The sequence below is a fragment of the Arthrobacter sp. zg-Y844 genome, assembly GCF_024385465.1.
In the GTDB taxonomy this organism is placed as follows: domain Bacteria; phylum Actinomycetota; class Actinomycetes; order Actinomycetales; family Micrococcaceae; genus Arthrobacter_B.
This window is the reverse complement of record NZ_JANFLS010000001.1, coordinates 779,844-805,073: the sequence shown is the minus strand read 5'-3', so window position 1 is coordinate 805,073 and position 25,230 is coordinate 779,844. Positions and strand designations below refer to the sequence as shown.

The following is a 25,230-nucleotide window of genomic DNA, read 5'->3' as shown; positions in this document are numbered from 1 at the left end:
GGCAGCGGGCCTAGGGTTGCCCTGCACCCCTTGCCCTGCCCGGGGCCGACGACGAAACCGGTGAAAGCGAGTTCCATGAGCACCCCCACGGTCTATGCCCTGCATGAGAATCCCGAATGGTTCCCTCCCTTTGCCCGCGCCTTCGAGGCCGAAGGCGTGCACGTGGAGGAATGGCTGCTGACGGACGGCGTCCTGGACCTGGACTCGGTCCCGCCGGAGGGGATTTTCTGGTCCCGGATCAGCGCCTCCTCGCACACCAGGGACCACGGCCTGTCCAAGGACTACGCCCGGGCGGTGCTGTCCTGGCTGGAAGCCCACGGACGGCGCACGGTCAACGGCCGCCGGGTGCTGGAACTGGAAATGAGCAAGGTGGACCAGCTGACCGCTCTGCGCGCCGCGGGCATCGACACCCCGCGTACCGTGGCCGCCGTCGGACGCCACCGGATCCTGACCGCGGCCAAGGAATTCCCCGCACCGTTCATCACCAAGCACAACCAGGGCGGCAAGGGGCTCGGGGTGCGGAAGTTCGAATCCCACGGGGAACTGGCGGACTACGTGGCGTCGGCGGACTTCGAGGAGCCTGCGGACGGCATCACCCTGATCCAGGAATACATTGTCGCGGCCGAGCCCTTCATCACCCGGGCGGAGATTGTGGGCGGGGAATTCGTCTACGCCATCAAGGCGGACACGGCCCGCGGCGGGTTCCAGCTCTGCCCGGCGGATGCCTGCGCCATCGACCCGTCCACCGGCAAGCCGATCATGCCTCCCGGCGCCACCATTGCACCGGATGCGGACACCCAGCTGTTCAGCCTGCGCGAAGATTTCGACCATCCGGTGATCGGCAAGTACCTCGAGTTCGCCCGCCGGAACCGGCTGGAGGTCTGCGGCATAGAGTTCATCGAGGCCGCCGACGGCCGCCTGCTGACCTATGACGTAAACACGAACACCAACTACAACGCCGCCGTCGAAGCCGTGGCGCCGCGGTCCGCACCCCGGGCCCTGGCCCGGTACCTGGCGTCCCTGGCGCCGGCCGCGGAATAGCGTGGTGCGGCTCAAGTTTTTTATCCACAGGGCTGCGGCCTCGATATAGTCGTGGTATCGCCCAACCTGAAGGAGACCTCCATGTCCGCTGCCCTGGAACCGCATTGGGTCAAGAACTACCAGCCCGGCGTTCCCGCGCAGATTGAGCTGCCCACCGAATCCCTTACCGCCATGATGGAAGACGCCGTGGAGCGGTTCGGCAGCAAGGTGGCCCTGGAATTCTTCGGCGCCGAAACCACGTATCGGGACCTGGGGGACCGGATCAACCGGGCCGCCGAGGGCCTGCGCAAGCTGGGGGTGCGGAAGGGCCACCGGGTGGCAATCATCCTGCCCAACTGCCCGCAGTACCTCATCGCTTTCTACGCCGTGCTCCGGCTCGGCGCCGTCGTCGTGGGCCATAACCCGCTCTACACCGAGCGCGAGCTGCGCCACCAGTTCGAGAACCACGGCGCCAAGGTGGCCATCGTCTGGGACAAGGCAGTGGAGAAGGTACAGGAATTCCCCGGTGACGTAGCCGTGGAAACCATCGTGGCCGTGAACATCACCAAGGCGATGCCCCGGATCAAGCGGATGGCCCTGGCTCTTCCGGTCCCCTCCCTGCGGCGCACCCGTGCGGGCCTGACCGCCAAGACCGAGCGCACCATGTCCTGGGAGGAACTGCTCGACAACGCTCCGCTGTCCGCGGACCACCCCCGCCCGGTTGTTTCCGACCTGGCGGCCCTGCAGTACACCTCGGGCACCACCGGCATCCCCAAGGGCGTCATGCTCACGCATTACAACCTGCGGTCCAACGCCCTGCAGGGCAAAGCCTGGATGCACGGTGCGCAGGAGGGCAAGGAAGTCATTTACGGCGTGCTGCCCATGTTCCACGCCTTCGGCCTCACCCTGTACCTGACCTTCTCCGTCCTCACCGGGTCGCGGCTCGTATTGTTCCCCAAGTTCGATGTGGACCTGGTCCTGACCGCCGCGAAGAAATCCAAGCCCACCGTCTTCTGCGCCGTCCCGCCGATCTACGAAAAGACCGCGCACGAGTCCAAGAAGCGCGGCGTGGACCTGTCCACCATCCGCTACGCCATTTCCGGGGCCATGACCCTGCCGGCAGCCACGGTGAAGCTCTGGGAAGAGGTCTCCGGCGGCCTGCTGGTGGAGGGCTACGGCCTCACCGAATCCTCTCCCGTGGCCCTGGGCAACCCGTTTGCCGAGTCGCGCCGCAACGGCACCATCGGTGTTCCCTTCCCCAGCACCGAGATGCGCGTGGTGGACCCGGAGAACCCCGTGAACGACGTCGAACCCGGTGCCGCCGGTGAGCTCCTGGTTCGCGGGCCGCAGGTCTTCGCCGGCTACTGGAACAACCCCGAGGACACCGCCGAGGTGCTGCTCGACGGCGGCTGGCTGCGCACCGGCGACATTGTCACCGTGGACGAAGACGGCTTCGTGAAGGTGGTGGACCGCCGCAAGGAACTCATCATCACCGGCGGCTTCAACGTCTCGCCGTCGGAGGTCGAGGACGTGCTGCGCACCCACCAGTACATCCTCGACGCCGCCGTGGTGGGCCTGCCCCGGGCCGACGGCGGCGAGCAGGTGGTGGCCGCCGTCGTCCTGCAGGAGGGCGCCGAGCTTGATGAAGCCGCCCTGCGCGCCTACTGCCGCGAGCGGCTGACCCCCTACAAGGTGCCGCGGAAGATCGTGGTTATCGAGGACCTGCCCAAGTCCATGTTGGGCAAGGTGCTGCGCCGCCAGGTGCGGGACTCCCTGCTGCAGGACGCGTAGTCCCCTCCTCGCAGCAAGTACCTATTGACGGGTCCGGAGGCGGGGGGCTGGAATTGTAAGTGGGCTTGGTATGTATGCCAGGTTCCTCACCAGTCAACCAGCCGGCCCGGAGCCGCAGGCGGATACCGACCGCCGTGTCCTCTGTCTCCGATCAGGCCAGTGGTGAATTGCCGCCGGTCAACCGATTCGGCGGATTCGCTGTCGCGAGGAGAACAAGATGATCACGAATCAGCAGGTCGAAGGACTCATGAGCGGTTCGGGCAACGTAGTTGGCTCGAACGGTGACCGTATCGGTTCCGTTGGTACCTTCTACCTGGATGACCAGACCGACGAACCGGCATGGGTCACCGTGAACACCGGCCTCTTCGGCACGTCGGAAACGTTTATCCCCCTCAGTGAGGCAACCGTCGAAGGTGTCGACGTCCTGGTGCCCTACTCCAAGGAAGAGGTCAAGAACGCGCCGCACATCGAAAGCGACGGTTCGATCAGCCCCGAGGAGGAAGTCACGCTCTACCGGTACTACGGCTTCAGCTACGACGACGGTTCTTCGGAATCCGTCTCTGAAACCGACACGATTACCGAGACGCGGGACAGCGGCATGCGGGGCAGCGACATGAGCAGCGGTACCTCCACGGTGTCGGAGAGCCAGAGGTCCGGGACGTCCAGCAGCAGCGGGACGTCCGACCTTTCCTCCAGTTCCTCCAGTTCGGGATCCAGCGGGGACGACTCCATGACCCGTTCGGAGGAGCGCCTCAACGTCGGCACCGAGAACCGGGCGGTGGGCAAGGCCCGGCTGCGCAAGTACATCGTGACGGAGACCGTCACCAAGCAGGTGCCGGTCAGCCACGAGGAAGTGCGGATCGAGCGTGAGCCCATTACGGATGCCAATGCGGGGGATGCCCTGTCAGGTGCCGAACTCACGGAAGACGAGCACGAGGTGACGCTCCATGCCGAGGAGGCTGTGGTTTCCAAGCACACCGAGCCGGTAGAACGCGTCCGCCTGGACACCGAGACGGTGACCGGCACGGAGAGCGTCTCCGAAGAGATCCGCAAGGAGCAGATCGACACGGATGTCAATGATTCCTCCTCCCACGGGAAAAAGTCCGGCGGGTCGGGGTCGGGGTCCGGTTCGGGTTCCTCCGGGTCCGGGTCCGGCGGCAGCCGCTAGGTCCTGGCTCTCCTAACACGCACGACGCTTCATCAGCACGACGGCGGGTCCCGGGTTTCCGGGGTCCGCCGTTTTGCTGTTTGGGGTCGACTGTTGTGTTGCCCGCTGGGACGGGGCTACTGAGCAGACGAAGGTTTTGCGCGGGCGGCCCGGGGGCACCTGCATCTAGTGAGCAGATAACGGGGTTATCGGGCGGCCATAACCCCATTAACTGCTCAGTCGATGAGTTGTGCAGGCTGGAGCATCCGCAGTGCCAGCACGGCGTCCCACAGGGTGGTGCTGCTGTTGCCTTGGGGCACCCCATTTGCCACAACAGCACAACCTGGTGGGATCCTCTGTCCGGCCCCGATTCCGGGCGGATCTGCTGAGCAGATAACGGGCTTGTGGGCAGGGGTCCCGGATCTACTGAGCAGATAACGGGGTTATCGGGCGGCCATAACCCCATTAACTGCTCAGTCGATGAGTTGTGCAGGCTGGAGCATCCGCAGCGCCAGCACAGCGTCCCACAGGGTGGTGCTGCTGTTGCTTGTGGGAAATCATCCGCCACAACGGCACCACCGGATGGGATGTCCTGTCCGGCCCCGGCCCGAGCCCGGCTCCGGAGCGGCACCAAAAGCCCTGGCGGCCCGGTGCAGGTGCTAGGTTGGGGCAACTGTCTACGAAGTCCCGGGGGAACCATGAGAAAAACCGCAGCCATTCCGGTCCTGGCCCTGCTGTTCGTCACCGGCTGCAGCGCGGAAGCAACGGAGCCCGAAGCCTCCTCCGCCCCTGCCGCCGCCGCGCCGGCTGCCGGGTCAACAGCCGAAACGGTGGCTCTGGACTCAGCAGAGGAAACGTGCCGCAAGCTCCTCGGGACCGACGGTAACGGCTCCCTCTACCGGGCGATCTACTTCGTGAAAGACAACGGTTCAACGTTCGGCTTCGAGGGCTCCGACGGTGCGGGTGCAAGCGCGCTCAACACGGAAGTCCGCAGTATTGCCGACAGCGCCCCGGAGGGTATGGATGCCCTTTTGAAGGAGTTGTCAGCTCCGATTACAAGCGCCATGCCGGTGGCCGGGGACTCCGGTTCAGCCCTGCACTTCGATATCTATGCCTGGAGAAACGCTGTTTCGGAGATCCTGGTCCAGTGCGCGCCCTATGAGGCCGCGGCCGGCGACGCCGGGGCAGCACCCGATGTGTCAGCTCCGTCCAAAGCGGGCGAGGCCAGCGCGGCGTTCCCGGGCTACCCACTGATCGTGAACGCCGCCTCCGTGGATTACCGGGTGGCCGCCTGGTTCGACAGCAAGCTCGTCGACGGGCTGGTGGTTGCGCTGGCGCCGGGGCTGTATGCGGCGTTCGACCCCAACGTTCCTGACCTGTCGTCCTACTACGTTCCGGGCGGCGTGGCCGGGGACCGGGCCATGAAGGCAACCGTCTTTCCCAACTCAGGCGGCGCCGCCAGCTGGTCCGGAGTGAACCCCGGCCCTGAGGAACCGCAGTAGGGCGGGCAGGAGAACCCGCCCGGCAGGGACCGCGCACCTAGGACACCAGCCGGGCCGTCCGCTCCAGAACCTCACGGCACGCGAGAATGGCCGGACGCCGGCTCCCCGCCTCCCGGACGGATGTGAAGATGGTCCGCCGCGGCCGGCCCGGCAGATCCAGCAGTCGGACCGTCGGGGTGCGGCCGGTCCACACAAGCTCCGGCATGAGGCCGACGGCGTTGCCGGACTCGATCAGCCGGATCTGCGCCTGCAGGTCAGCCGTTTCATACCGGACGTCCGGCTCGAACCCGGCCTGCCGGCACGCCTGCTCCGCCCAGTGCCGGGAGGCGGCGCCGCGCGGTTCCATGACCCAGGCCCGGGAAGCGGTGTCCGCGATGGAGCGGATGTCCCCGCCGTCCGGGGAATCGGGCACTGCCAGCTGGATGGCGTCCGTGGTGAGCTGCACGCGGTCAAGGCCGGGATGCCGGGGTGCGGCATGCCCGGGGTACTGTTCGGCGATCACCAGGTCGAAATCCCGGGCCCAGGTTTCATACAGGGCGGTTTCGGGTTCGCGCTGGGTCATTTCGATCCGCACCTCGGGATAGTCCCGCCCCAGGATGGTGAGGGCGTCCGGCATCAGGGCCAGTGCCGCCGACTGGAAGACGGCCACCCGGACCGTTCCCGCCACGGTGGTCAGGGACTCGGCCAGATCCGCTTCCGCCCGCTCCATGGCGTCCAGGATCCCGGCGGCGTGGTCCACCAGGATCTCGGCCTGCGGAGTGAGGGTGACCCGGCGTCCGGTCTTCCGCAGCAGGGGCACCCCTACCTCGCTCTCCAGCAGGGCCAACTGCTGCGACACCGAGGAGGGACTGAAGTTCAGGGCCGCGGCAACAGAGGCCAGCGTGCCCCGGACCTTGAGTTCGCGCAGCAGCCGCAGCCGGCGGATATCGAGCACGCGGGCACCTTTCTGATTAGTAAGCAGAGCCAAAGTGTATCGGTCGGAAAAGATCGCTTTATCTAATTGAACAACGGGCGGATACTTGGTCAGTACCTTCGGGGGGATAACTACCTGTTAGATGAAAAGAGCACCGACTAATGACCGATACCTTTGAGGACCGCGCCAGCGCCGACGCCGCCCCCAGCGCCGGGCTGGCAGAGCAGTCCGTAGCCCTCGTCCGCCGCTGGCTGACCGAGGCCTCGGCCGTCCCCGTGGACGCCTCCGCCGCGCAGCTGGCCGGCGTGCTGAAGGACCCGGACGGCCTGGGCTTCACCGTGGGCTTCGTCGACGGCGTCGTGCGCCCCGAAGACATCCGCGTCGCAGCCCGCAACCTCGCCGCCCTGGCCCCCCGCGTCCCCGGCTTCCTGCCCTGGTACATGCGCGCGGCCGTGCGTGCCGGCGGCATCCTCGGCCCGGTGGTGCCGCAGATTGTCATTCCCGCCGCCCGCAAGGTGCTGCGCGAAATGGTCGGGCACCTGATCGTGGATGCCACGGACGCGAAGCTGGGCAAGGCCATCGCCGGCATCCGCAAGGACAACACCCGGTTGAACATGAACCTCCTCGGCGAGGCCGTCCTCGGCCAGCACGAAGCAGCCCGCCGGCTCGAAGGCACCCATGCCCTCCTGGCCCGCGACGACGTCGACTACGTCTCCATCAAGGTTTCCTCCACCGTGGCCCCGCACTCCCCGTGGGCGTTCAACGAGGCCGTGCAGCACGTCATCGAATCCCTGACCCCGCTCTTCCGCCGGGCCGCGCAGTCCCCGGTGAAGAAGTTCATCAACCTGGACATGGAGGAGTACAAGGACCTGGAGATGACCATGGCGGTCTTCACCGGAATCCTCTCGCAGCCCGAGTTCAAGGACCTGGAAGCCGGCATCGTGCTCCAGGCCTACCTCCCGGACGCCCTCTCGGCCATGATGCGCCTGCAGGAATTCGCTGCCGCCCGCCGCGCCGACGGCGGTGCCGCCATCAAGGTCCGCGTGGTCAAGGGCGCCAACCTGCCCATGGAACAGGTGGAAGCCTCCCTGCACGGCTGGCCGCTGGCCACCTGGCACACCAAGGCGGACAGCGACACCAACTACAAGCGCGTCATCAACTACGCCCTGCACCCGGACCGCATCAAGAACGTGCGGATCGGCGTCGCCGGACACAACCTGTTCGACGTCGCGTTCGCCTGGCTGCTGGCCGGGGAACGCGGCGTGCGGGACGGCATCGAATTCGAAATGCTGCTCGGCATGGCCGCCGGCCAGGCCGAGGTGGTGCGCCGCGACGTCGGCAGCCTGCTGCTCTACACCCCGGTAGTGCACCCCGCGGAATTCGACGTCGCCATCGCCTACCTGATCCGCCGGCTGGAGGAAGGCGCCAGCTCGGAGAACTTCATGTCCGCCGTGTTCGAACTGGCCGACAACGAGGCGTTGTTCGAACGCGAGAAGCTGCGCTTCCTGGCCTCGCTGGAGAACCTGGACACCGCCGTTCCCGCTCCGCACCGCGTGCAGGACCGCAACCTTCCCGCCGTGGCTGCTGCTACGGACAGCTTCGACAACACCCCGGACAGCGACCCGTCGCTGCCCGCCAACCAGGCCTGGGGCCGGGGCATCCTCGCCCGCGTCCCCGGTTCCGAACTGGGCAAGGCCGCCGTGGCCGCTGCCGCCGTCGGCACCGAGGCGGAGCTCGACGCCGTCATCAACACCGCCGTCGCCAAGGGCAAGGCATGGGGTGCACTCAGCGGTGCCGAACGCGCCGAGGTCCTGCACCGCGCCGGCGAAGTCCTCGAGGCACGCCGTGCCGATCTGATGGAGGTCATGGCCGCCGAAACCGGCAAGACCCTGGACCAGTCGGACCCCGAGGTTTCCGAAGCCATCGACTTCGCGCATTACTACGCCGAGCTCGCCCGCGAACTCGACAACGTGGAGGGCGCCCGCTTCGTACCGGCCCGCCTGACCGTGGTCACCCCGCCGTGGAACTTCCCGGTAGCCATCCCGGCCGGTTCAACCCTCGCCGCCCTGGCCGCCGGGTCAGCCGTCGTCATTAAGCCCGCCCGCCAGTCCGCGCGAAGCGGTGCCGTCATGGTGGAAGCGCTCTGGGAAGCCGGCGTTCCGCGCGACGTCCTGCAGCTCGTCCAGCTGGGTGAAAACGAACTCGGCCGCCAGCTGATCTCCAACCCGGCCGTGGACCGTGTGATCCTGACCGGCGGCTACGAGACCGCCGAACTGTTCCGCTCCTTCCGCCCCGACCTGCCGCTGCTGGCCGAAACCTCGGGCAAGAACACCGTGATCGTCACCCCGAGCGCGGACTTCGACCTCGCCGCCCGCGACGTCGCCGCGTCCGCCTTCGGGCACGCCGGGCAGAAGTGCTCCGCCGCTTCGCTGGTGATCCTGGTCGGTTCCGTGGCCAAGTCACCGCGCTTCCGGAACCAGCTCGTGGACGCCGTCCAGTCACTGAAGGTCGGCTACCCCGAAGATCCCACCACGCAGATGGGCCCGGTGATCGAGCCCGCCGCCGGCAAGCTCCTCAAGGGCCTCACCGAGCTGGGCGAAGGCGAAACCTGGCTGCTGAAGCCGGAACAGCTCGATGAGAGCGGCCGGCTGTGGAGCCCGGGCATCCGCACCGGTGTCCGCCGCGGCTCCGAGTACCACCGCACCGAGTACTTCGGCCCGATCCTGGGCGTTATGACCGCAGCCACCCTCGAAGAGGCCATCGACATGGCCAATGACATCGACTACGGCCTCACCGCCGGGCTGCATTCCCTCGAGCCGGCGGAAATGGACGTCTGGCTGAACCGCATCCAGGCGGGCAACCTGTACGTGAACCGCGGCATCACCGGCGCCATCGTCCGGCGCCAGCCGTTCGGCGGCTGGAAGAAGTCCGCCGTGGGCGCGGGCACCAAGGCCGGCGGCCCGAACTACCTGATCGGCCTGGGCAACTGGGAAGCCGTCAACGGCACCTCCGACGAGGCAGCCGCCGAGCTGCCCGCCGCCGCGCCGGCAGCACGCCTTGTCGCTGCCGCCGAATCCGCAGGCTCGGCGTTCACCGCCGACGACGCCGCGTTCCTCCGTCGCGCCGCGAACAGCGACGCCCGCGCCTGGAACGGCGAGTTCGGCACCGCCAAGGACGTGTCCGCCCTGTCCGCGGAGCGGAATGTCTTCCGCTACGTACCCGTTCCGGTGACTGTCCGCCTCGCCGAAGGCCAGCCGGCGGCCATGCTGGTCCGGGTCCTGGCCGCAGCGCTGACCGCCGGATCGGCAGTCACCGTGTCCACCGCCGTCGACCTCCCGGCCGGCCTGCGGGCCGTCCTGACCGAACTCGGACTGCAGTTCCGGGTTCAGGACGACGCCGCGTGGCTGGCTTCCGCTGCTTCGCTGACGTCCGGGCGGATCCGGCTGATCGGCGGCTCCGTGCAGGCGCTGGCCGAAGCCACCGGCGGAACCCCGGACATTGCCGTCTATGCCCAGCCCGTCACCGAGTCCGGCCGCCTGGAGCTGCTGCCCTTCCTGCATGAGCAGGCCGTCAGCATCACCGCGCACCGCTTCGGAACGCCGAACTTCCTCTCGGACGCCCTGATCTAGGCGTTCACCGGAGGTTCGGAATCCGACGCCGAGCGGGAAGCACGCAGCAGGAAACGTTGCAGCTTCCCGCTCGGCGTTTTTGGCAGCTCCTCCACGAAGTGCACCGCCCGCGGATACGCATGGGCGGCATACTGCGTCTTGACCAGCTGCTGCAGTTCCGCCGCCAGCTCGGGGGAGCCGGAGCCGGAGCGGAGCACCACGTAGGCTTCGAGCCTTTCTCCGCGCAGCTCGTCCGGAACCCCGATGACGGCGCTCTCCGCTACCTCCGGATGCGTGGCCAGCACGGATTCGACCTCGAACGGGCCGATCCGGTAGCCGGCCATGATGATCACATCGTCATCCCGGGCGGAGAAGTAGGTGTACCCGTCGGCATCGCGTGAACCGGTGTCTCCGGTGTAATACCAGCGGCCGTCGCTGCTGTAGCGTTCGGCGGTTTTCTCCGGGTTGTCCGTGTACCCGCTGAACCACATCAGCGGGCTGGCCGGAACGTCGATGGCCACCCGCCCCTTCTCGCCGGACGCGGCCGGGGAGTCTTCTTCCAGCGACAGCACTTCGGTGCGGTAGCCGGGCAGGGCGTGGCCCATCGAGCCGGGCCGGATCTCGCGGGACACCGAGTCCTCCCAGCCGTTCACAATGCACATCCCCATTTCCGTCTGCCCGTAGTGGTCCCGCACGGCGGTACCCAGGCAGCGCGTGGCCCAGCTGATGGTTTCCGCGTCCAGGGGCTCGCCCGCACTGGAGGCGCGCTGCAGCGCCAGGGGGCCGACGCCGTCGGGCGCCTCGGCCCGGAGCGAGCGGAAAATGGTGGGCGCCGCGGCGAAGTTCGTGACGCGGAACCGGTCCAGCACCTCCCAGCACAGCTTCGCGCTGAAGCTTCCGCGCAGCAGCAGGTTCCGGCGGCCCGCCGCCAGCGGAGCGAGGATCCCGTAATACAGGCCGTAGGCCCAGCCCGGATCGGCGGCGTTCCAGAACACGTCCCCTTCCTGCACGTCCAGTCCGTAGTGGAAGTAGGCGGAGAACGCTTCGAGCGCCGAAACCGGCACCGTCACGCCCTTCGGTGCGCCGGTGGTGCCCGACGTGAAGATTTCCACGAGCACCTCCTGCGGGTCCAGGACTGCCGCCGGCATTCCCGGCTGTTCGGCGGAGAGCAGCTGTGTCCAGTCCAGGGCATCCGCGGCGCCCGCGGTGTCCAATCCGCCCGCGCCTGTGCCGGTGTCCAATCCGCCGACGTCCGCGCCGGCGCCAGTACCGGCCGCCAGGACCGTAAGGCCCAGTTCCGGCACCAGGGGTGCCACCTTGGCCAGCTGGTTTTCGTCGGCCACCACCAGCCGGGCACCGCTGGCGGCCAGGCGTACGGAAATGGCCGGCGTGGCAAATGCCGTGAACAGCGGCACATGGACGGCGCCCAGGCGCCACAGACCCAGCAGCACCGTCACCAGGTCACCGCTCTTGCCCATCAGGGTTGCCACCCGGTCCCCGCGGCGTACCCCCAGCCGGGCGAAGGCTGCAGCGGCCCGCTCGGAGCCCGCCTGGAGTTCTCCGTAGGTGAGGTCGGTGGCGGAAAGGTCCTGCTCAATGACGGTGAAGGCAACAGAGTCAGCGCGATGCCGGTCGCACAGCAGTGCGGCGGGCGCCACCGGTTCCTGGACAGTGAGGGGGTTGAACATCTTATGCGGCTCCGTTCCATCAAATGTGCCGTGGATCACTCCCCGGCCGTAATCTCCATGCTAGGCCGACGCCGGCTTCGCCGGAGACATTGTGTCCTCACCGGGCAGCGGCCCATGATGGGGATCGAACGCCATGGGGCCGGCGGGGACCGGCAGGACAACCGGAAGGCGGAACCATGGAGCAGCTGCTCATCGGGAAGAACGCGGTGATCTACGGCGGCGGGGGAGGCATCGGCGGCGCCGCGGCGCAGGCCTTCGCCCGGGAAGGGGCGCGGGTCTTCCTCGCAGGGCGGACGCCGGAGCCGCTCGAGGCCGTGGCGGATAGGATCCGGCATGCCGGGGGAACGGTGGACACGGCACTGCTGGATGCCACTAATGAGCGGGCGGTTCGCGAACATGCGGACGACGTCGCGGCCGCGGCCGGCAGCCTCGATATCTCCATGAACGTGCTCCAGCACGGGGACGTGCAGGGAACGCCCATGGCCGAAATGTCCGTCGCCGACTATCTGCGGCCGGTCGCCACCGCCGTCCAGACCTTTTTCCTGACCTCGCAGGCGGCCGCGAGGCACATGATGCGCCAGCGCTCCGGGGTGATCCTGGTGTTCGGCGGCTCGGGCGACCCGGTGCCAGGCCTGTGCCTGGGCGGACTGCAGACCGCCTTTGAGGCGATGGAGTCCATGCGCCGCCAGCTTTCCAGCGAACTGGGGGCCTACGGGATCCGGGTGGTGACCCTGCGCAGCGGCGGCGTTCCGGAAACCCTGCCGGAAAACATGGAAGGCGCCGGCAAGATTGCCGACGCCATGATTCGCTCCACCATGCTGGGCCGCGCTGCCACGCTGGAGGATGTGGGCTACGCAGCGGCCTTCGCTGCTTCGGACCGGGCCGCCAGCATGACCGCCGCAACGCTGAATATCAGCGCCGGCGCCCTGATCGACCGGTGACCGCAGCAGGGGGTGCGGCTACAGCTTCCAGAGGCTGAAATCGTCCATGCTGGCCGCAGTCCGTTGACCGGTGGACTCATCGCGGATCCAGACGGTGGACAGGCCCGGGGCCGTGTCCTGGACCTCGCCGTGGAAATAGGTGGTGCCGCCGCTGCGTGCTTCAACGATGTCTCCGCGGCGGAGGGAACGGATGCTGCGCACACGCCTGGCACGTGCTGTCTTTTTGGGGGAGTGGGTATCGGCTACCGGCAAAAGGCATCTCCTCAATTAGTTGATACTTACACTAACGAGCGCTTGGCCGTTAAATATTCCCGTTCGCGCATGGACCACTGACCGGCGGGCGGTCCGCCGGGTAGGATTCGGCCATGGATATCGTGGATTTCCTGGTCATCCGCTTCCAAGAAGACATCTCCGAGGCCCGCAAACTACTGGCATCTTCCGACGTTTCGCTCTCGGACCGCTGGTATGAGGAGCGGCTGCTGAAGGAATGCGAAACCAAGCTCATGCTCATCGAGATCATCGGAGGTGCCCGCCGCCATGCACTTTCACGCATGGTCGTGGACCCCGACGACGATCCCCAGTTCCGTGAGGAGCTGGAGTGGACCAGGTTGGCGCTGTCCGCCCTCGCCGCCGTGCACGAGGACCATCCGGAGTTCCAGGACAACTGGCGCCTGACGCAGGAACGCCCTTAGCGGTACGTTCGCTGCCAGCGATGGAAGAACGTGCGGCGTTGTCCTGCGGGCCATAGATTGGTTCCATGAGTGAAAAGCCAAAAGCCCCGTCCGCCCGCCCTGATCCGGACGCCGCCGGCCTCCTCCGCCAGCTTGCCGACTTTCACAAGGTAGCCACCACCTTCACCGGCTGGGACGGTTCCGAGCAGCAGGTATCCGACTCCACGCTGCGCAGCGTCCTCGCCGCACTGGGCCTGGCTGTCGAATCGGAACAGGACCTGGAACGGTCCCTCGCAGAGTCAAAGGCAGCCGCCTGGAAGCGCCCGCTGCCGCCGACCGCCGTCGTGCGCCAGGGCAAGCCCGGCAGCGTGCCCGTCCACCTGCCGCCGGGCAGCACCGCGAAACTGACCCTGCGGCTGGAAGACGGTTCAGAGCAGGAACTCGCCTGGCCGGAGCAGCCCGAGGAGGAACGGGACATCGACGGCTCGGCCGTGGCGCGCACCGTGGTTCCCCTGCCCGAGGGGCTGGAGCTGGGCTGGCACACGCTCGAAGCGGCAAGCGGCGACATCTCCGCCACTGCCGTTCTGGTGGTCACCCCTGACCGGCTCGACACCGCGGACAAGCTGGAAACCGAGCGCGCCTGGGGTGTGCAGGCCCAGCTTTACTCGGTCCGCTCCTCCCGGTCCTGGGGGATCGGGGACCTCACCGACCTGGCGGATCTCGCCGCCGTCGCCGGCACGGATTACGACGCCGGGTTTGTCCTGATCAACCCGCTGCACGCCGCGGAACCCGTCCCGCCGATTGAGCCGTCCCCGTACCTGCCCACCACCCGGCGGTTCTTCAACCCGCTGTACATCCGGGTGGAAGCCGTGCCGGAATACGCGTACCTGACCGACGGCCAGCGGCAGGCCGCTGAAGAGGCGGCCCGATCCCTGTACCCGGCCAATACCTCCGCAGCGGAACTGGACCGCGACGCCAGCTACGCGGCCAAGCTGCGCGTGCTGCAGGACGTGTACCAGGTGGAACGCAGCCCGAGCCGGCAGAAACAGTTCGACGCCTTCAAGGACGACGCCGGGCAGGGCCTGGAGAACTTCGCCCGCTGGTGTGCCCTGGCCGAGGAACTGGCCCCCGGCGCACCGGAATGGGCCGAGGCCACGGGCCCGGACAGCGACTACGTGATCCGCCGGCTGCCCCGGCTGCAGGAACGCATCGACTTCTTCAAGTGGCTGCAGTGGATCTGCGACGAACAGCTGGAGGGCGTGCAGCTGGCAGCGAAGAAGGCAGGCATGGGGATCGGCGTGATCCACGACCTTGCCGTGGGCGTGCACCCCAGCGGCGCCGATGCGTGGATGCTCCGCGACGTGCTGACCTCCGGCATCTCCGTCGGCGCGCCGCCGGACATGTTCAACCAGCGCGGCCAGGACTGGAGCCAGCCGCCGTGGCACCCCGGACGGCTGGCCGACTCCGGCTATGCCGCCTACCGGGACATGATCCGGACCATCCTCCGGCACGCCGGCGGCATCCGGGTTGACCACATCCTGGGCCTGTTCCGGCTCTGGTGGATCCCGCAGGGTGCCGGATCCCCGGGCGAGGGCGCGTATGTCTACTACGACCATGAGGCGATGATCGGCATCCTCGCGCTGGAAGCGCAGCGGGCCGGCGCCGTCGTTATCGGTGAGGACCTGGGCGTCTTTGAGCCGTGGGTCCAGGAGTACCTCGGGGAGCGCGGGGTGCTGGGCACCTCCATCCTGTGGTTCGAGCAGACCGAGGACGGTCCGCGCGATCCGGAGGAATACCGGGTGGGCGCCCTGACCAGCGTGAACACCCATGACCTCCCGCCGACCGCCGGCTACCTGGCCGGTGAACACGTGAACCTGCGCGAATCCCTCGGCCTGCTCAACCGTCCGGTGGAGGAAGAGCGGAAGGCAGACAGCGAGGGGCAGGAAGCTGTCCTGAATGCGCTCCGCCAGCGCGGGCTGCTGCCCGAATCCGCCTCCGACCAGGTGGCCGGCCAGATGCACGGCGAGGAAGTGCAGCAGACGGTGGAGGCGCTGCACGAATTTATCCTGCAGACGCCGTCGGTGCTTCTCGGCGTGGCCCTGGCCGACCTGGTGGGAGAGAAAAAGACCCAGAACCAGCCGGGGACCGCCGACGAGTATCCGAACTGGCGGATTCCCCTCTGCGGTCCCGACGGCGAGGCGGTGCTGCTGGACGACCTGGAACAGAACGAAAGGTTCCGCTCCCTGGCGGCCCTGATGCAAAAGGGGATCTAGGCTTACACCCCGCCCCCGCCCCTTTCCTCCGCCTCGCCGGCGGGCGTTGCGGCGGGCGTTGCGGTGGCCACGGTCAAGCGCCGGTGCGGTGGTCTGCTTTGCGGGCCACCGCACCGGTTTTTTGTGCGCTCCCTGGGCCGCTGCCGGTATGCGGGACCAAATACTGTTGACATTCTCAACGATCCGGGGTGACATGGAGCCAGCCACCGGCACGGGTTCAGGGAACCCGGCCCGGGTAACGGCCAGGGCACCACTCTTACCACCACAATGAAGAGGTAGGTCATGAGGAACACGATCACCAGGAAACTGTCCACTGCTGCGGCAGGCGGAGTTCTGCTGGCACTGGCACTGACCGGCTGCTCCGGTTCGACCGCCGGATCCGACGCCGAGTCGTCGCCGTCGGGCAGCGAAAGTTCCGGCAGCGGTGAACTTCAGCAGGTAGTGGTGGGGGTGTTGTCCATCGCGCCGTCCTCGGCCATGCAGTACGGCATCGATGAAGGCATTTTCGAGAAGCACGGGCTGGAGATCGAGCTCCAGCGCGGCACCGGCGGGGCAGCCATGCTGCCGGCGGTCTCCACCGGCGACATCCATTTTGCCGTGGGTAACCCGCTGTCGGTCATGGTGGCCAAGGACAAGGGCCTGGATATGAAGATCGTGTCCGGGTACTCCAATTCCCTCGCCGAAGGCGATGACATCAACGGTGTGGTGGCCCGCGCGGACTCCGGGATCACGTCCTTCGCCGACCTGGAAGGCAAAACCACCACCGTCAACGCGGTCAATACCCAGGGCGATCTGACCATCATGGAAAGCGCGGCCCTGGCCGGCGCCGATCCGGAGCAGCTCAACTTCAACGAGCTGCCCTTCCAGGATATGGAAGCCGCGCTCGAGCGAGGCAATACGGACGCGGTCTGGCTGCCCGAGCCTTTCCTGAGCCGCGCCCTGGCCAATCCCGACTACGTCCTGGTTGGCTATCCGAACCAGGAAGCGGTCGCCGGGATGCCTACGATGGTCACGTTTACCTCCGGCCGGTATGCGGACGAAAATGCGGAAACCGTCACGGCCTTCAAGGATGCCGTCACCGAAACGCTCACCTCTGCGCAGGCCAACGTCGACGACGTCCGCGCCACCCTTCCGACGTTCATGGGGATGGACGCGGCAGTCGCCGAGAACCTGAAGATGGAGGAGTTCGACGGCGAACTCCGAAGCGACGAGCTGGATGACCTGGGCGCACTCATGCTGAAGTACGAGTTTGTGGCAAAGGAACCGGACGTCGATGCCATGACGGTGCAGTAGCACCATGGAGAATCAGGGGCTGGGATCATGGATACACCGCCGGCGCCTGAAGTCCGCCGGCCGGACGGCACTGGTCTTCCAGGGCCGGAACATCAGCTACACGGAGCTGGACGAGCGGATCAACCGGCTGGCACAGGCACTGCGTGCCTCCGGCGTGGACCACGGCTCCCGGGTGGCTTTCCTCGGGGATAACCATCCCGCATTCCTGGAGACGTTTTTTGCGGCCGGAACGCTGGGTGCTGTCTTCGTTCCGTTGAACACCCGGCTGGCGCCGCCCGAAATCCAGTTTGCGCTGCAGGATTCGGGCAGCTCGGTACTGGTGTACACCGGTGCGCTCGCCCGGCTGGCGCAGCTGGGGTCGGCCGGCACCGCGGTGGCCGTGCGGCTGGAAGTGGCCGACGGCGCCGCCCCGGCCCACGGTCCGGCAGCGGACGAGGCGGGCGGAGAAAGTGTGTCCGATTTCGACGCCGTGATCGCCGCGGCGTCGCCGGACCGGCTGGACCTGCCGGTCGCGGGAGACGACGGGGCGATGATCCTCTACACCTCCGGCACCACCGGCCGGCCCAAAGGCGCCCTGCTGTCCCACGCGAACCTGGCCTGGAACTGCTACAACGTGCTGGTCGACTACGACGTGTCCGGGACGGAGGTCGCACTGATGATCTCCCCGATGTTCCACGTCGCATCCCTGGACATGGGCGTGCTGCCGGTGCTCCTCAAGGGCGGCACCGTGGTGCTGGAAACCCGGTTCGAACCGGGCCGCACACTTGCCGCGATTGAACAGTATGCAGCTACCTACATCAGCGGCGTGCCCACCACCTACCAGATGCTGTGCGAACATCCGGACTGGGACAAGCGGGACATCAGCTCGCTGACCACCATCACCTGCGGCGGATCCGCAGTGCCGCTCCGGGTGCTGGAGGCCTATGAAGCCCGCGGCCTGTCCTTCTCCAACGGTTACGGAATGACTGAAACGGCCCCGGGCGCCACGGCGCTTCCGGCCGCCCGGTCGAGGGAAAAGGCCGGTTCCGCCGGATTGCCGCACTTCTTCACCGACGTTCGGATCACGGGTCCGGACGGCGGGGTGCTCCCGGCGGGAGAGGTGGGGGAGATCCAGATTTCCGGACCCAACGTCATCCGCTCCTATTGGAACCGGCCCGACGCCACCGCGGAAGCCTATGCCGACGACGCATGGTTCCGGTCAGGGGACATGGGCTATTTCGACGACGACGGGTACCTGTTCATTTCCGACCGGCTGAAGGACATGATCATTTCCGGCGGGGAGAACATTTATCCGGCCGAGGTCGAGCAGGTTATTGCGGAGCTGGAGGCCGTGGCTGCCGTTGCCGTGATCGGGGTGCCGGACAGCAGATGGGGCGAAGTCCCCCGCGCGGTCATCAGCCTGCGGGAGGGATACGCGCTGACGGCCGAGGAAGTGCAGGAACACCTCTTCGGACGCCTGGCCCGGTACAAAGTGCCGCGCACGGTGACGATGGTCGAGGACTTTCCCCGGACGGCGAGCGGAAAGATCCGCAAAGCCGAACTGCGCCGGCAATATCCGGACTGACTGCCGCACAAATGAAAGCACAAATGAAACAGGCGGGGAGCCGATGCTCCCCGCCTGCCGCTGTGATGCTCCCCGCCGGGGCTACTGCTCCAGCTTCATGGCCTTGCGCAGCGTCAGCGAGCCGCCGCTCTGCAGAACGGCCCGCCGGTAGATCTTGGCGCCAAAGCCCAGCAGCGCGTAGGCCGCGGCCAGCGCAATGGCCAGCGAGGCGAAGGTCTGCCACAGCGGCACCTCCGAGCTGAGCATCCGGACGGGCATCGCCACGGAGGAAATCACCGGCACGAATGAGGCGATGACCAGCAGCTGGCCCTTGGCAAACATCCCGGCAAACAGGGCGGCGAAGATGATTGCCATGACCGGGGTGGAACTGCTGTTCAGGTCCTCGGACCGGCTGGCCATGGCCCCGAGCATTGCCCAGCCGGCGGCCAGGATCAGGAACCCGACGAGGAAGAAGACCAGGAACCAGCCGGACACCGGAATGATGGAGCCCACCATGTCCGCCGTTCCGGTCAGGTTCAGCGCCAGCAGGGCTGCCCCGCCGTACAGTGCCAGCTGCACCACGGCCAGGACGGTGTTGCCGATCACCTTGCCGTAAAGGAGCTGGCGGATGGGAATGGCGGTAGCCAGGATTTCCACCACCCGGTTCTGCTTCTCCTCCAGCACGGAGGTGGCAATCGCCATGCCGAAAATGATGGTGGCCATATAGAAGAGGAAGCTGAACGCGAAGCCGACGACGGCGGCGATTCCGGCCTGCTCGGCGTTGCCTTCCAGCAGCGCTTCTTCCAGCTCGCTGCCGGCGGTCAGTTCCGCCGCCGTCGTGCCGGCCGCTGCGGCGTTGGCACTGAGGACATAGCTTGTCAGGGCCTCGGAGACCGGCCCGCGGATCCCGGAACCGATCTCGTCCTTTCCGGTCAGGGTCCAGCTGCCGTTCTCCGCTTGGATCAGTGCGGCATCGGCCTCCTCATCGCGGACCAGCTGCAGGGCAGCCTCGGGGGAGTCTGCCGTTACGGCTTCGAAGGAGGTGTTCCCGTCGCCTTCCTGTCCGGCGGCATCCGCAGCGGAGACGATTTCGGCGGCGGCGGAATCTGCCACGGCCACCGTATGGTCCGAACCGCGCGAGGACATGTAGGCGTTGAAGAGGACGCCGCCCACGATCAGCAGCAGGGTCACCAGCGTGGAGAGCAGGTAGGTGCGGTCGCGCATCTTGACCATGACTTCGCGCAGGGTCACGATGGCCCAGGCGGGCGTGTTGTCAGGGGTTTCCGGAGCTTGCCCGGGCTTGGCCACGGGGGTTCGGGTTGCGGTGCTCATGCTGTCACCTCACGGTAGATGTCGCTCAGGGACGGACGGATGGGGGCAAATTCCTGTACCGTGCCGCGGGAGAGGGCGGCGGCCAGGGTGCGCTGGGCATGGGCGTCGTCGTCGAACTCCACGAGTGCGGAGGGGCCGGCGACGTCGATGACGGTGAGCCCGGTTTCCTCGCGCAGCCAGCCGGCGTCGGGGGAGACAGTGATGCGGTGCCGGCGGGGTGCCGTGGCGCGCAGCTCGTCGCCGGTGCCGGCGGCCATGAGGCGGCCGCCCTGCAGGACCACCAGGTTGTCGCAGAGCCGGTCCACCAGGTCCAGCTGGTGGCTGGAGAACAGGACCGGCACACCGGCGGCGGTGCGTTCGCGCAGCAGCTCCACCATGGAGTCGACGGCGACGGGGTCCAGCCCGGAGAACGGCTCGTCCAGGATCAGGGCGGTGGGCCGGTGCAGCAGCGAGGCGGCGATCTGCACGCGCTGCTGGTTGCCCAGGGAGAGCGATTCGAGCTTGTCCTTGCTCCTGTCGGCCAGGTTAAACCGGTCCAGCAGTTCCATTGCCTCGCGGCGGGCAGAGGACTGGCTCATCCGGTGCAGCTGGCCGAGGTAGACCAGCTGGTCGATGATTGGCTGCTTGGGGTAGAGGCCGCGTTCTTCGGGCATGTACCCGAACTGGGCGCGCTGGGCGGCGGTCACGGGGGACCCGTCCAGCAGCACTTCGCCGGACGTGGCGGTCAGGACTCCCATGACCATGCGCATGGTGGTGGTCTTGCCGGCGCCGTTTGCACCCACGAAGCCGGTCATACGGCCGGACGGAATGTCGAACGTGACGTCGTCGACGGCGGTTTTGTCCCCGAAGCGTCGGGTGAGATTGCGGACCTGCAGCATGTGCTGCTCCTTCCCCGGAAGAGGCCGGGCCTAGTGATGAACTTCTGCTTCGAGCTTAGGCAAAAGAGCAGCACGGCGGATCGGCCGCGGGATGGAACCTTCCCGGGTCAGCCGGCGGCAGGTTTGTCCCCCGGGAGGATGAGGCCGGACTCGTAGGCGAACACCACTGCCTGCACCCGGTCCCGGACCTGGATCTTGCCCAGCAGGTTGGAGACATGGGTCTTGACGGTCGCCTCGGCCACGAACATCCCCGCGGCGATCTCGGCATTGCTCCGGCCCGCGGCAACATTCACGAGCACTTCGCGCTCGCGGGAGGTCAGCGAGTCCAGCAGTTTCTGCTGCTGGGCGGACCCCGAGGGCGGGCGGGTTCCGACGGCGGTGGCCGGGGCAGCGGTTGGGTGGCCGGTTGGCAGGGCAGCGGCACCGGCGGCCTCGGCATGCAGCTGCCGGGCGAAGCGTTCGATGACCCGCACCGTCATTTCCGGTGCCAGCAGCGCGTGTCCGCCGGCGACGGCATGCACCGCCGCCACCAGGTCATCCGGATCGGAGTTCTTCAGCAGGAAGCCGCTGGCGCCGGCGCTGATGGCATCAAAAAGGTAGTCGTCGCGTTCAAAGGTGGTGAGGATGATGACCTTCGCGGTGCCGGCCTGCACTACCTGCTCGGTGGCCCGGATCCCGTCCAGGACCGGCATCTGCACGTCCATGAGGATGATGTCCACGGGGTGTGCCGCAGCAAATGCCACCGCTTCGGCGCCGTTGGCGGCCTGGCCCACCACCTCGATTTCGTCCTCCACGGAGAGCATCATGGCAAAGCCTGCCCGCAGCAGGGCCTGGTCATCAGCCAGCAGGACCCGGATCGGTTCCATTGCTTACGTTTTCCCTTTCGAAGGAGTTCTGCCGGTCGCAGCATGCGGCCTTCGGCAACCACGGTAACGGTCAATGGAGCGGAAACCGGACCCGGACGCGCCAGCCGCCGCCGGACCGCGGTCCGATTTCGGTGGTGCCGCCGTGCAGGTCTGCCCGTTCCCGGATGCCCCGGATGCCGAACCCGGAGCCGGCGGTGCTGCCGGTGCGCGGCCTGCCGTTGTCCACGGTCTCCACCTCCACCCAGCTCTTGCCGGTCCCCGTGGTTCCCGTGCGGAGGGCGACGACGGCGGAGCCTGCGGTGGAGTGCCGGCGGACGTTGGCGAGGGACTCCTGGACGGTGCGGTAAATCGAGAGGCCCAGCGGTGCGGGGACCCGGTCCAGCGAGCCGGGTACATCTTCGGACCGGTGATACGACACGGACAGGCCCAACTGCTCGTGCTCCGCCACCAGGGCCGGGAGGTCCGCCAGACCGGGCTCCGGGGTGCGCCGCGCGCCGCCGTCGGACTCCGACCCCGGTTCCTCACCGGCGCGGAGTACGCCCAGCAGGGACCGCATCTGTTCCACTGCTTCGCGGGAGGAGGCTTCAATGGTCTGCAGGGCGCCCGCGGTGGCCTCGGGTTTCTTCTCCAGCACCCGCCGGGCCGCGCCGGCCTGGACGCCGATCACCGCGATGTGGTGCGCGACGACGTCGTGCAGCTCCCGGGCGATGCGCAGCCGTTCATCCAGCACCGCCTGCCGGGCCAGTTCCGTCGCCTGGAGTTCCAGCTGGGCGGACTGTTTGACCAGCAGTTCGCGCTGGTGCGCACTGCGCCAGGCACTCATGCCGAACATGATGGCCCCGCCGAAGAAGGCGGCGTTGATTGCCAGGTTGTAGAGGGCCAGGGACGCCAGCGGCGGCAGGAAACCGCGGTAGGAGTCATCGCCCTCCATGATCCGTTCCAGCATGCCGTCATAGGCGGAGGAGACGGTGAAGGAAAGGATCACCCACAGTGCCATCACGGCAATAACCACGGTGGTGCCGAGCCAGAGTATCCGGCGGTCCTTCGCCCAGGCCACAGCGGTGTAGAGCGAGGCGAAATAGGCCGCCTGGAAGCTCGTCTGTGTGGCGACCATGGGCACCAGCAGCCCCAGGCCCAGGAACACGGCGCTGCAGATCAGCATGACGGCCACCGGGTATCGTCGGCGCACCACCAGGGGCAGGATGATCAGGGCCAGCGCCAGATGCTGGAACCAGATGGGCCCGGTTTCCCCGGCCAGGGCACCGATGCCGCGGCTCACCTCCATAACGAGCGCGGAGACCAGCAGCAGGATGATCGTTCCGATGACGTCGTGGCGCTGCTGCGTGCGGGTGGGTCCCGGGCGTTCCCAGTCCTCCCCGGTGCGCCAGGGGAGCCGGGCGAGCCAGCCGGGCCGGGTCCGTGCGTTCCGTGCCGGGCCGGCGGCGGCCGTGTCGAAGGCCATGGTCTCGATCATGGTGCCCAGTCTAGGAGCTGCACCGCGGGCAGGGGGTCCGCCGCAGGGATGAACGACCTGCGGCGGATGAAGCGCACTCCTTGCCAGGAGCCCCGTTCACCGCCGTCGTCGGGCCGGAACCGGTGCGGTTGGGGCCGTCCCCCCTGTGCTGGAGCGAAAGGAGTGATTTACTGCGTAGGTAGCGGCAGTCCGAACGGCAGCCGGCCATCAGCGTAGATGACAGGACTTCAAGCATGTTTGTACAGGAAGCACAGGCGATCCTGCCTGATCTGGTGGCCCTGCGGCGGGAGCTGCACCTGGATCCGGAGACCGGGATCAACCTGCCCCGGACGCAGGAAAAGGTCCTCGCCGCCCTCGAAGGGCTGGACCTGGAAATCACCCTGGGAGTGAAGACCACCTCCGTGGTCGCCGTGCTGCGCGGCGCCGAGCCCGGTCCGACCGTCCTGCTGCGCGGGGACATGGACGCGCTGCCGGTGAGCGAACTGACCGATCTGGACTATGCCTCCACCAACGGATCCATGCATGCCTGCGGGCATGACCTGCACGTCGCGGGCCTGGTGGGGGCCGCCCGGCTGCTCTGCGCCCAGCAGCAGGACCTCTCCGGCAACGTGATCTTTATGTTCCAGCCGGGGGAGGAGGGCCACGACGGTGCAAGTCTGATGCTCGACGAGGGGGTGCTCGACGCCGCCGGGGATCGTCCCGTAGCCGCCTACGGCATCCACGTCCGGCCCGGACCGCTGGGAGTCTTCCGCACCAAGCCCGGCACGCTGATGGCCGGCGCGAATGAACTGAGAATCACCGTGAAGGGCTCCGGCGGGCACAGCTCCCAGCCGCAGACAGCCATTGATCCGGTGCCCGCGCTGACCGAAATCGCCACGGCGCTGCAGACCATGGCCACGCGCCGGTTTTCCGCCTTCGACCCGATCGTGCTCACCGTGACCCAGCTTTCCGCCGGCGAGGCAATCAACGTCATTCCCGATACCGCCAGCCTCGGCGCCTCGGTCCGCACCCTCTCGGAGGAATCCCTGGACCGGGTGATCGTGGAGTCCAAGGCGCTCGCCGAGGGCATTGCCGCCGCGCACGGCTGCAGCGCGGAGGTGGACTTCACCATCCGCTACCCCGTTACCTGCAACGATCCGGACCGGACGCGGGAAGCCGTCACCGGCCTGCGGGAGATCTTCGGCGAGGACCGGGTGCTGGAATCCCGTGACCCGCTGATGGGATCGGAGGACTTCTCCCTGGTGCTCAACGAGGTCCCCGGGACCTTCATCTTCCTCGGTGCGACGCCGCCGGCGGTCAATCCGGTCACCGCTGCCTGGAACCATTCACCGCGCGTGGTCTTTGACGACTCGGTGCTGGGGGACCAGGCCGCCGCTCTGGCGCAGCTGGCATACAACCGGCTGACTTGAGCTGGGCTGAGCTGCCGTTGACTGCACCCCTGCCCCGGCCCGGGCAGGGGTGTTAGCGTCGGGACCATGTCTGCCATCTCGAAGGTCCTTGCCCTTGCTTCCCGCCCCGCGCCGCCGACGTCGAAACCCCGCCGCATCGGCGCCGTTGCCCTCGGTTCGTTCCTGGCCTTCGCCGGGACCTCGCACCTGACCTTCGCCCGGCAGGAGTTCCAGGCGCAGGTGCCGGACTGGGTTCCGCTGAACGAGGATGCCGTGGTGCTGCTCTCCGGCGTGGCCGAAATCAGCCTGGGTGCGGCGCTGATCCTGCTGCGGAAACGCCGGGTGCCGGTTGGGCTTGCCGCGGCGGCGTTCTTTATCGGGATCTTCCCGGGCAACATTTCCCAGTACGTCACCCACACGGACGCGTTCGGCCTGGATTCGGACCGCGCCCGGCTGGTGCGGCTGTTCTTCCAGCCGCCGCTGGTGCTGTGGGCGCTGTGGTCCACCGGGGCGTGGAAGGAACTGCGGGCGGCGCTGAAGGGCTAACCCGGCGGGTCAGGGCGCGGCCTGTTGCATCCTGGCGCGGCGTTTCTCTTCCCGAGCCGCCGCCTTCGCCTGCAGCAGCCGGGCCTTCTCCTTCTCCCGCCGCCGTGCCCGGCGTCGTCCCCGCACAACCTCCATCACAGTGAGCGGGAAATCCTGCAGGAACACCCCGCAGGGCGCCGCCTTCTGTACAGGTGACGCCGCCTGGAACCAGGTCAAGCAGCATCACCTGTACACAAGGTGAGCCCCCGTGACGTATAGATGTGACCGCGAACACAAAGTGCATTAGCGTTGTTCTTCCGTCAACGCAGCCGGAGCCACTCTCCGTGTCCACACTGCGTCATCACTTGCCCCTTTAG

At 67.5% G+C, this 25,230-nt stretch carries 19 protein-coding genes; 12 read left to right on the top strand and 7 right to left on the bottom strand.

What is annotated here, in order from left to right:
- Positions 1–75 precede the first annotated feature (75 nt).
- The 4 genes from NNX35_RS03755 (at position 76) to NNX35_RS03740 (ending at position 5,460) form a co-directional block, all read left to right on the top strand.
- Complete coding sequence (locus tag NNX35_RS03755) at positions 76–1,041, top strand: RimK family alpha-L-glutamate ligase (RefSeq protein WP_255867018.1); 966 nt, start codon at positions 76–78, stop codon at positions 1,039–1,041.
- An 81-nt stretch (positions 1,042–1,122) separates the two neighbouring features.
- On the top strand, positions 1,123–2,811 hold the full coding sequence (locus NNX35_RS03750) for a long-chain-fatty-acid--CoA ligase (RefSeq protein WP_255867017.1): 1,689 nt from the start codon (positions 1,123–1,125) through the stop codon (positions 2,809–2,811).
- A 217-nt stretch (positions 2,812–3,028) separates the two neighbouring features.
- Positions 3,029–3,979: a DUF2382 domain-containing protein gene (locus tag NNX35_RS03745; RefSeq protein ID WP_255867016.1), complete on the top strand. Its 951-nt coding sequence runs from the start codon at positions 3,029–3,031 to the stop codon at positions 3,977–3,979.
- A 677-nt stretch (positions 3,980–4,656) separates the two neighbouring features.
- Positions 4,657–5,460, top strand: a complete 804-nt coding sequence (locus NNX35_RS03740) for a hypothetical protein (protein WP_255867015.1) — start codon at positions 4,657–4,659, stop codon at positions 5,458–5,460.
- A 37-nt stretch (positions 5,461–5,497) separates the two neighbouring features.
- Here NNX35_RS03740 and NNX35_RS03735 read toward each other — a convergent pair whose 3' ends face one another.
- Positions 5,498–6,394, bottom strand: coding sequence for a LysR substrate-binding domain-containing protein (locus tag NNX35_RS03735; RefSeq protein ID WP_255765182.1), 897 nt, complete (start codon positions 6,392–6,394; stop codon positions 5,498–5,500).
- 140 nt (positions 6,395–6,534) lie between these two features.
- Between NNX35_RS03735 and NNX35_RS03730 the strand changes: the two genes are divergently transcribed.
- Entirely contained in the window at positions 6,535–10,002 is a 3,468-nt protein-coding gene (locus tag NNX35_RS03730) for a bifunctional proline dehydrogenase/L-glutamate gamma-semialdehyde dehydrogenase (protein WP_255867014.1), read from the top strand.
- Here the strand turns inward: NNX35_RS03730 and NNX35_RS03725 are convergent.
- Complete coding sequence (locus NNX35_RS03725) at positions 9,999–11,669, bottom strand: AMP-binding protein (protein ID WP_255867013.1); 1,671 nt, start codon at positions 11,667–11,669, stop codon at positions 9,999–10,001. The two genes, NNX35_RS03730 and NNX35_RS03725, sit on opposite strands and share 4 nt — an antisense overlap.
- A 176-nt stretch (positions 11,670–11,845) precedes the next feature.
- Between NNX35_RS03725 and NNX35_RS03720 the strand changes: the two genes are divergently transcribed.
- Complete coding sequence (locus tag NNX35_RS03720; protein WP_255867011.1) at positions 11,846–12,610, top strand: SDR family NAD(P)-dependent oxidoreductase; 765 nt, start codon at positions 11,846–11,848, stop codon at positions 12,608–12,610.
- Positions 12,611–12,628: 18 nt separating this feature from the next.
- Here NNX35_RS03720 and NNX35_RS03715 read toward each other — a convergent pair whose 3' ends face one another.
- Entirely contained in the window at positions 12,629–12,862 is a 234-nt protein-coding gene (locus tag NNX35_RS03715) for a hypothetical protein (RefSeq protein WP_255862447.1), read from the bottom strand.
- Positions 12,863–12,975: 113 nt separating this feature from the next.
- Here NNX35_RS03715 and NNX35_RS03710 point away from each other — a divergent pair, with 113 nt between their 5' ends.
- The 4 genes from NNX35_RS03710 (at position 12,976) to NNX35_RS03695 (ending at position 18,411) form a co-directional block, all read left to right on the top strand.
- On the top strand, positions 12,976–13,302 hold the full coding sequence (locus tag NNX35_RS03710; RefSeq protein ID WP_255867010.1) for a DUF6221 family protein: 327 nt from the start codon (positions 12,976–12,978) through the stop codon (positions 13,300–13,302).
- Positions 13,303–13,367: 65 nt separating this feature from the next.
- Positions 13,368–15,554, top strand: coding sequence for a 4-alpha-glucanotransferase (malQ, locus tag NNX35_RS03705; RefSeq protein WP_255867009.1), 2,187 nt, complete (start codon positions 13,368–13,370; stop codon positions 15,552–15,554).
- A gap of 282 nt (positions 15,555–15,836) precedes the next feature.
- Positions 15,837–16,847 (top strand): ABC transporter substrate-binding protein, encoded by a 1,011-nt coding sequence (locus NNX35_RS03700; RefSeq protein WP_255862449.1) that lies wholly within the window; start codon positions 15,837–15,839, stop codon positions 16,845–16,847.
- A gap of 4 nt (positions 16,848–16,851) precedes the next feature.
- Positions 16,852–18,411 (top strand): long-chain fatty acid--CoA ligase, encoded by a 1,560-nt coding sequence (locus tag NNX35_RS03695; protein WP_255867008.1) that lies wholly within the window; start codon positions 16,852–16,854, stop codon positions 18,409–18,411.
- Between the two features lie 81 nt (positions 18,412–18,492).
- Here the strand turns inward: NNX35_RS03695 and NNX35_RS03690 are convergent, their stop codons facing one another.
- From NNX35_RS03690 to NNX35_RS03675, 4 genes are all read right to left on the bottom strand, one after another.
- Complete coding sequence (locus tag NNX35_RS03690; protein WP_255867007.1) at positions 18,493–19,722, bottom strand: ABC transporter permease; 1,230 nt, start codon at positions 19,720–19,722, stop codon at positions 18,493–18,495.
- Positions 19,719–20,600: an ABC transporter ATP-binding protein gene (locus NNX35_RS03685; protein ID WP_255765172.1), complete on the bottom strand. Its 882-nt coding sequence runs from the start codon at positions 20,598–20,600 to the stop codon at positions 19,719–19,721. Before NNX35_RS03685 ends, NNX35_RS03690 begins: the two co-directional genes overlap by 4 nt.
- A gap of 107 nt (positions 20,601–20,707) precedes the next feature.
- Positions 20,708–21,466 carry a response regulator transcription factor gene (locus tag NNX35_RS03680; RefSeq protein WP_255862452.1) on the bottom strand — a complete coding sequence of 253 codons (759 nt, stop codon included), beginning with the start codon at positions 21,464–21,466 and terminating at the stop codon, positions 20,708–20,710.
- 70 nt (positions 21,467–21,536) lie between these two features.
- A complete protein-coding gene (locus tag NNX35_RS03675; protein ID WP_255867006.1) occupies positions 21,537–22,940 on the bottom strand; it encodes a sensor histidine kinase in 1,404 nt (467 codons plus the stop codon).
- A gap of 233 nt (positions 22,941–23,173) precedes the next feature.
- On the opposite strand from NNX35_RS03675, the gene NNX35_RS03670 reads away from it, so the two are divergent.
- Both NNX35_RS03670 and NNX35_RS03665 read left to right on the top strand, forming a co-directional pair.
- The gene (locus NNX35_RS03670; RefSeq protein WP_255862454.1) at positions 23,174–24,349 is read left to right on the top strand and encodes a M20 family metallopeptidase; all 1,176 of its coding nucleotides are present in this window, start codon (positions 23,174–23,176) and stop codon (positions 24,347–24,349) included.
- A gap of 66 nt (positions 24,350–24,415) precedes the next feature.
- Positions 24,416–24,874, top strand: a complete 459-nt coding sequence (locus NNX35_RS03665) for a hypothetical protein (protein ID WP_255867005.1) — start codon at positions 24,416–24,418, stop codon at positions 24,872–24,874.
- The last annotated feature ends 356 nt before the right edge of the window (positions 24,875–25,230 follow it).

Excerpts from the sequence above, each read along its gene's own strand:
- NNX35_RS03755 (WP_255867018.1), top strand. The coding sequence starts at position 76 with ATGAGCACCCCCACGGTCTATGCCCTGCATGAGAATCCCGAATGGTTC.
- NNX35_RS03750 (WP_255867017.1), top strand. The coding sequence starts at position 1,123 with ATGTCCGCTGCCCTGGAACCGCATTGGGTCAAGAACTACCAGCCCGGC.
- NNX35_RS03745 (WP_255867016.1), top strand. The coding sequence starts at position 3,029 with ATGATCACGAATCAGCAGGTCGAAGGACTCATGAGCGGTTCGGGCAAC.
- NNX35_RS03740 (WP_255867015.1), top strand. The coding sequence starts at position 4,657 with ATGAGAAAAACCGCAGCCATTCCGGTCCTGGCCCTGCTGTTCGTCACC.
- NNX35_RS03730 (WP_255867014.1), top strand. The coding sequence starts at position 6,535 with ATGACCGATACCTTTGAGGACCGCGCCAGCGCCGACGCCGCCCCCAGC.
- NNX35_RS03725 (WP_255867013.1), bottom strand. The coding sequence starts at position 11,669 with ATGTTCAACCCCCTCACTGTCCAGGAACCGGTGGCGCCCGCCGCACTG.
- NNX35_RS03720 (WP_255867011.1), top strand. The coding sequence starts at position 11,846 with ATGGAGCAGCTGCTCATCGGGAAGAACGCGGTGATCTACGGCGGCGGG.
- NNX35_RS03710 (WP_255867010.1), top strand. The coding sequence starts at position 12,976 with ATGGATATCGTGGATTTCCTGGTCATCCGCTTCCAAGAAGACATCTCC.
- malQ (WP_255867009.1), top strand. The coding sequence starts at position 13,368 with ATGAGTGAAAAGCCAAAAGCCCCGTCCGCCCGCCCTGATCCGGACGCC.
- NNX35_RS03700 (WP_255862449.1), top strand. The coding sequence starts at position 15,837 with ATGAGGAACACGATCACCAGGAAACTGTCCACTGCTGCGGCAGGCGGA.
- NNX35_RS03695 (WP_255867008.1), top strand. The coding sequence starts at position 16,852 with ATGGAGAATCAGGGGCTGGGATCATGGATACACCGCCGGCGCCTGAAG.
- NNX35_RS03690 (WP_255867007.1), bottom strand. The coding sequence starts at position 19,722 with ATGAGCACCGCAACCCGAACCCCCGTGGCCAAGCCCGGGCAAGCTCCG.
- NNX35_RS03685 (WP_255765172.1), bottom strand. The coding sequence starts at position 20,600 with ATGCTGCAGGTCCGCAATCTCACCCGACGCTTCGGGGACAAAACCGCC.
- NNX35_RS03680 (WP_255862452.1), bottom strand. The coding sequence starts at position 21,466 with ATGGAACCGATCCGGGTCCTGCTGGCTGATGACCAGGCCCTGCTGCGG.
- NNX35_RS03675 (WP_255867006.1), bottom strand. The coding sequence starts at position 22,940 with ATGATCGAGACCATGGCCTTCGACACGGCCGCCGCCGGCCCGGCACGG.
- NNX35_RS03670 (WP_255862454.1), top strand. The coding sequence starts at position 23,174 with ATGTTTGTACAGGAAGCACAGGCGATCCTGCCTGATCTGGTGGCCCTG.
- NNX35_RS03665 (WP_255867005.1), top strand. The coding sequence starts at position 24,416 with ATGTCTGCCATCTCGAAGGTCCTTGCCCTTGCTTCCCGCCCCGCGCCG.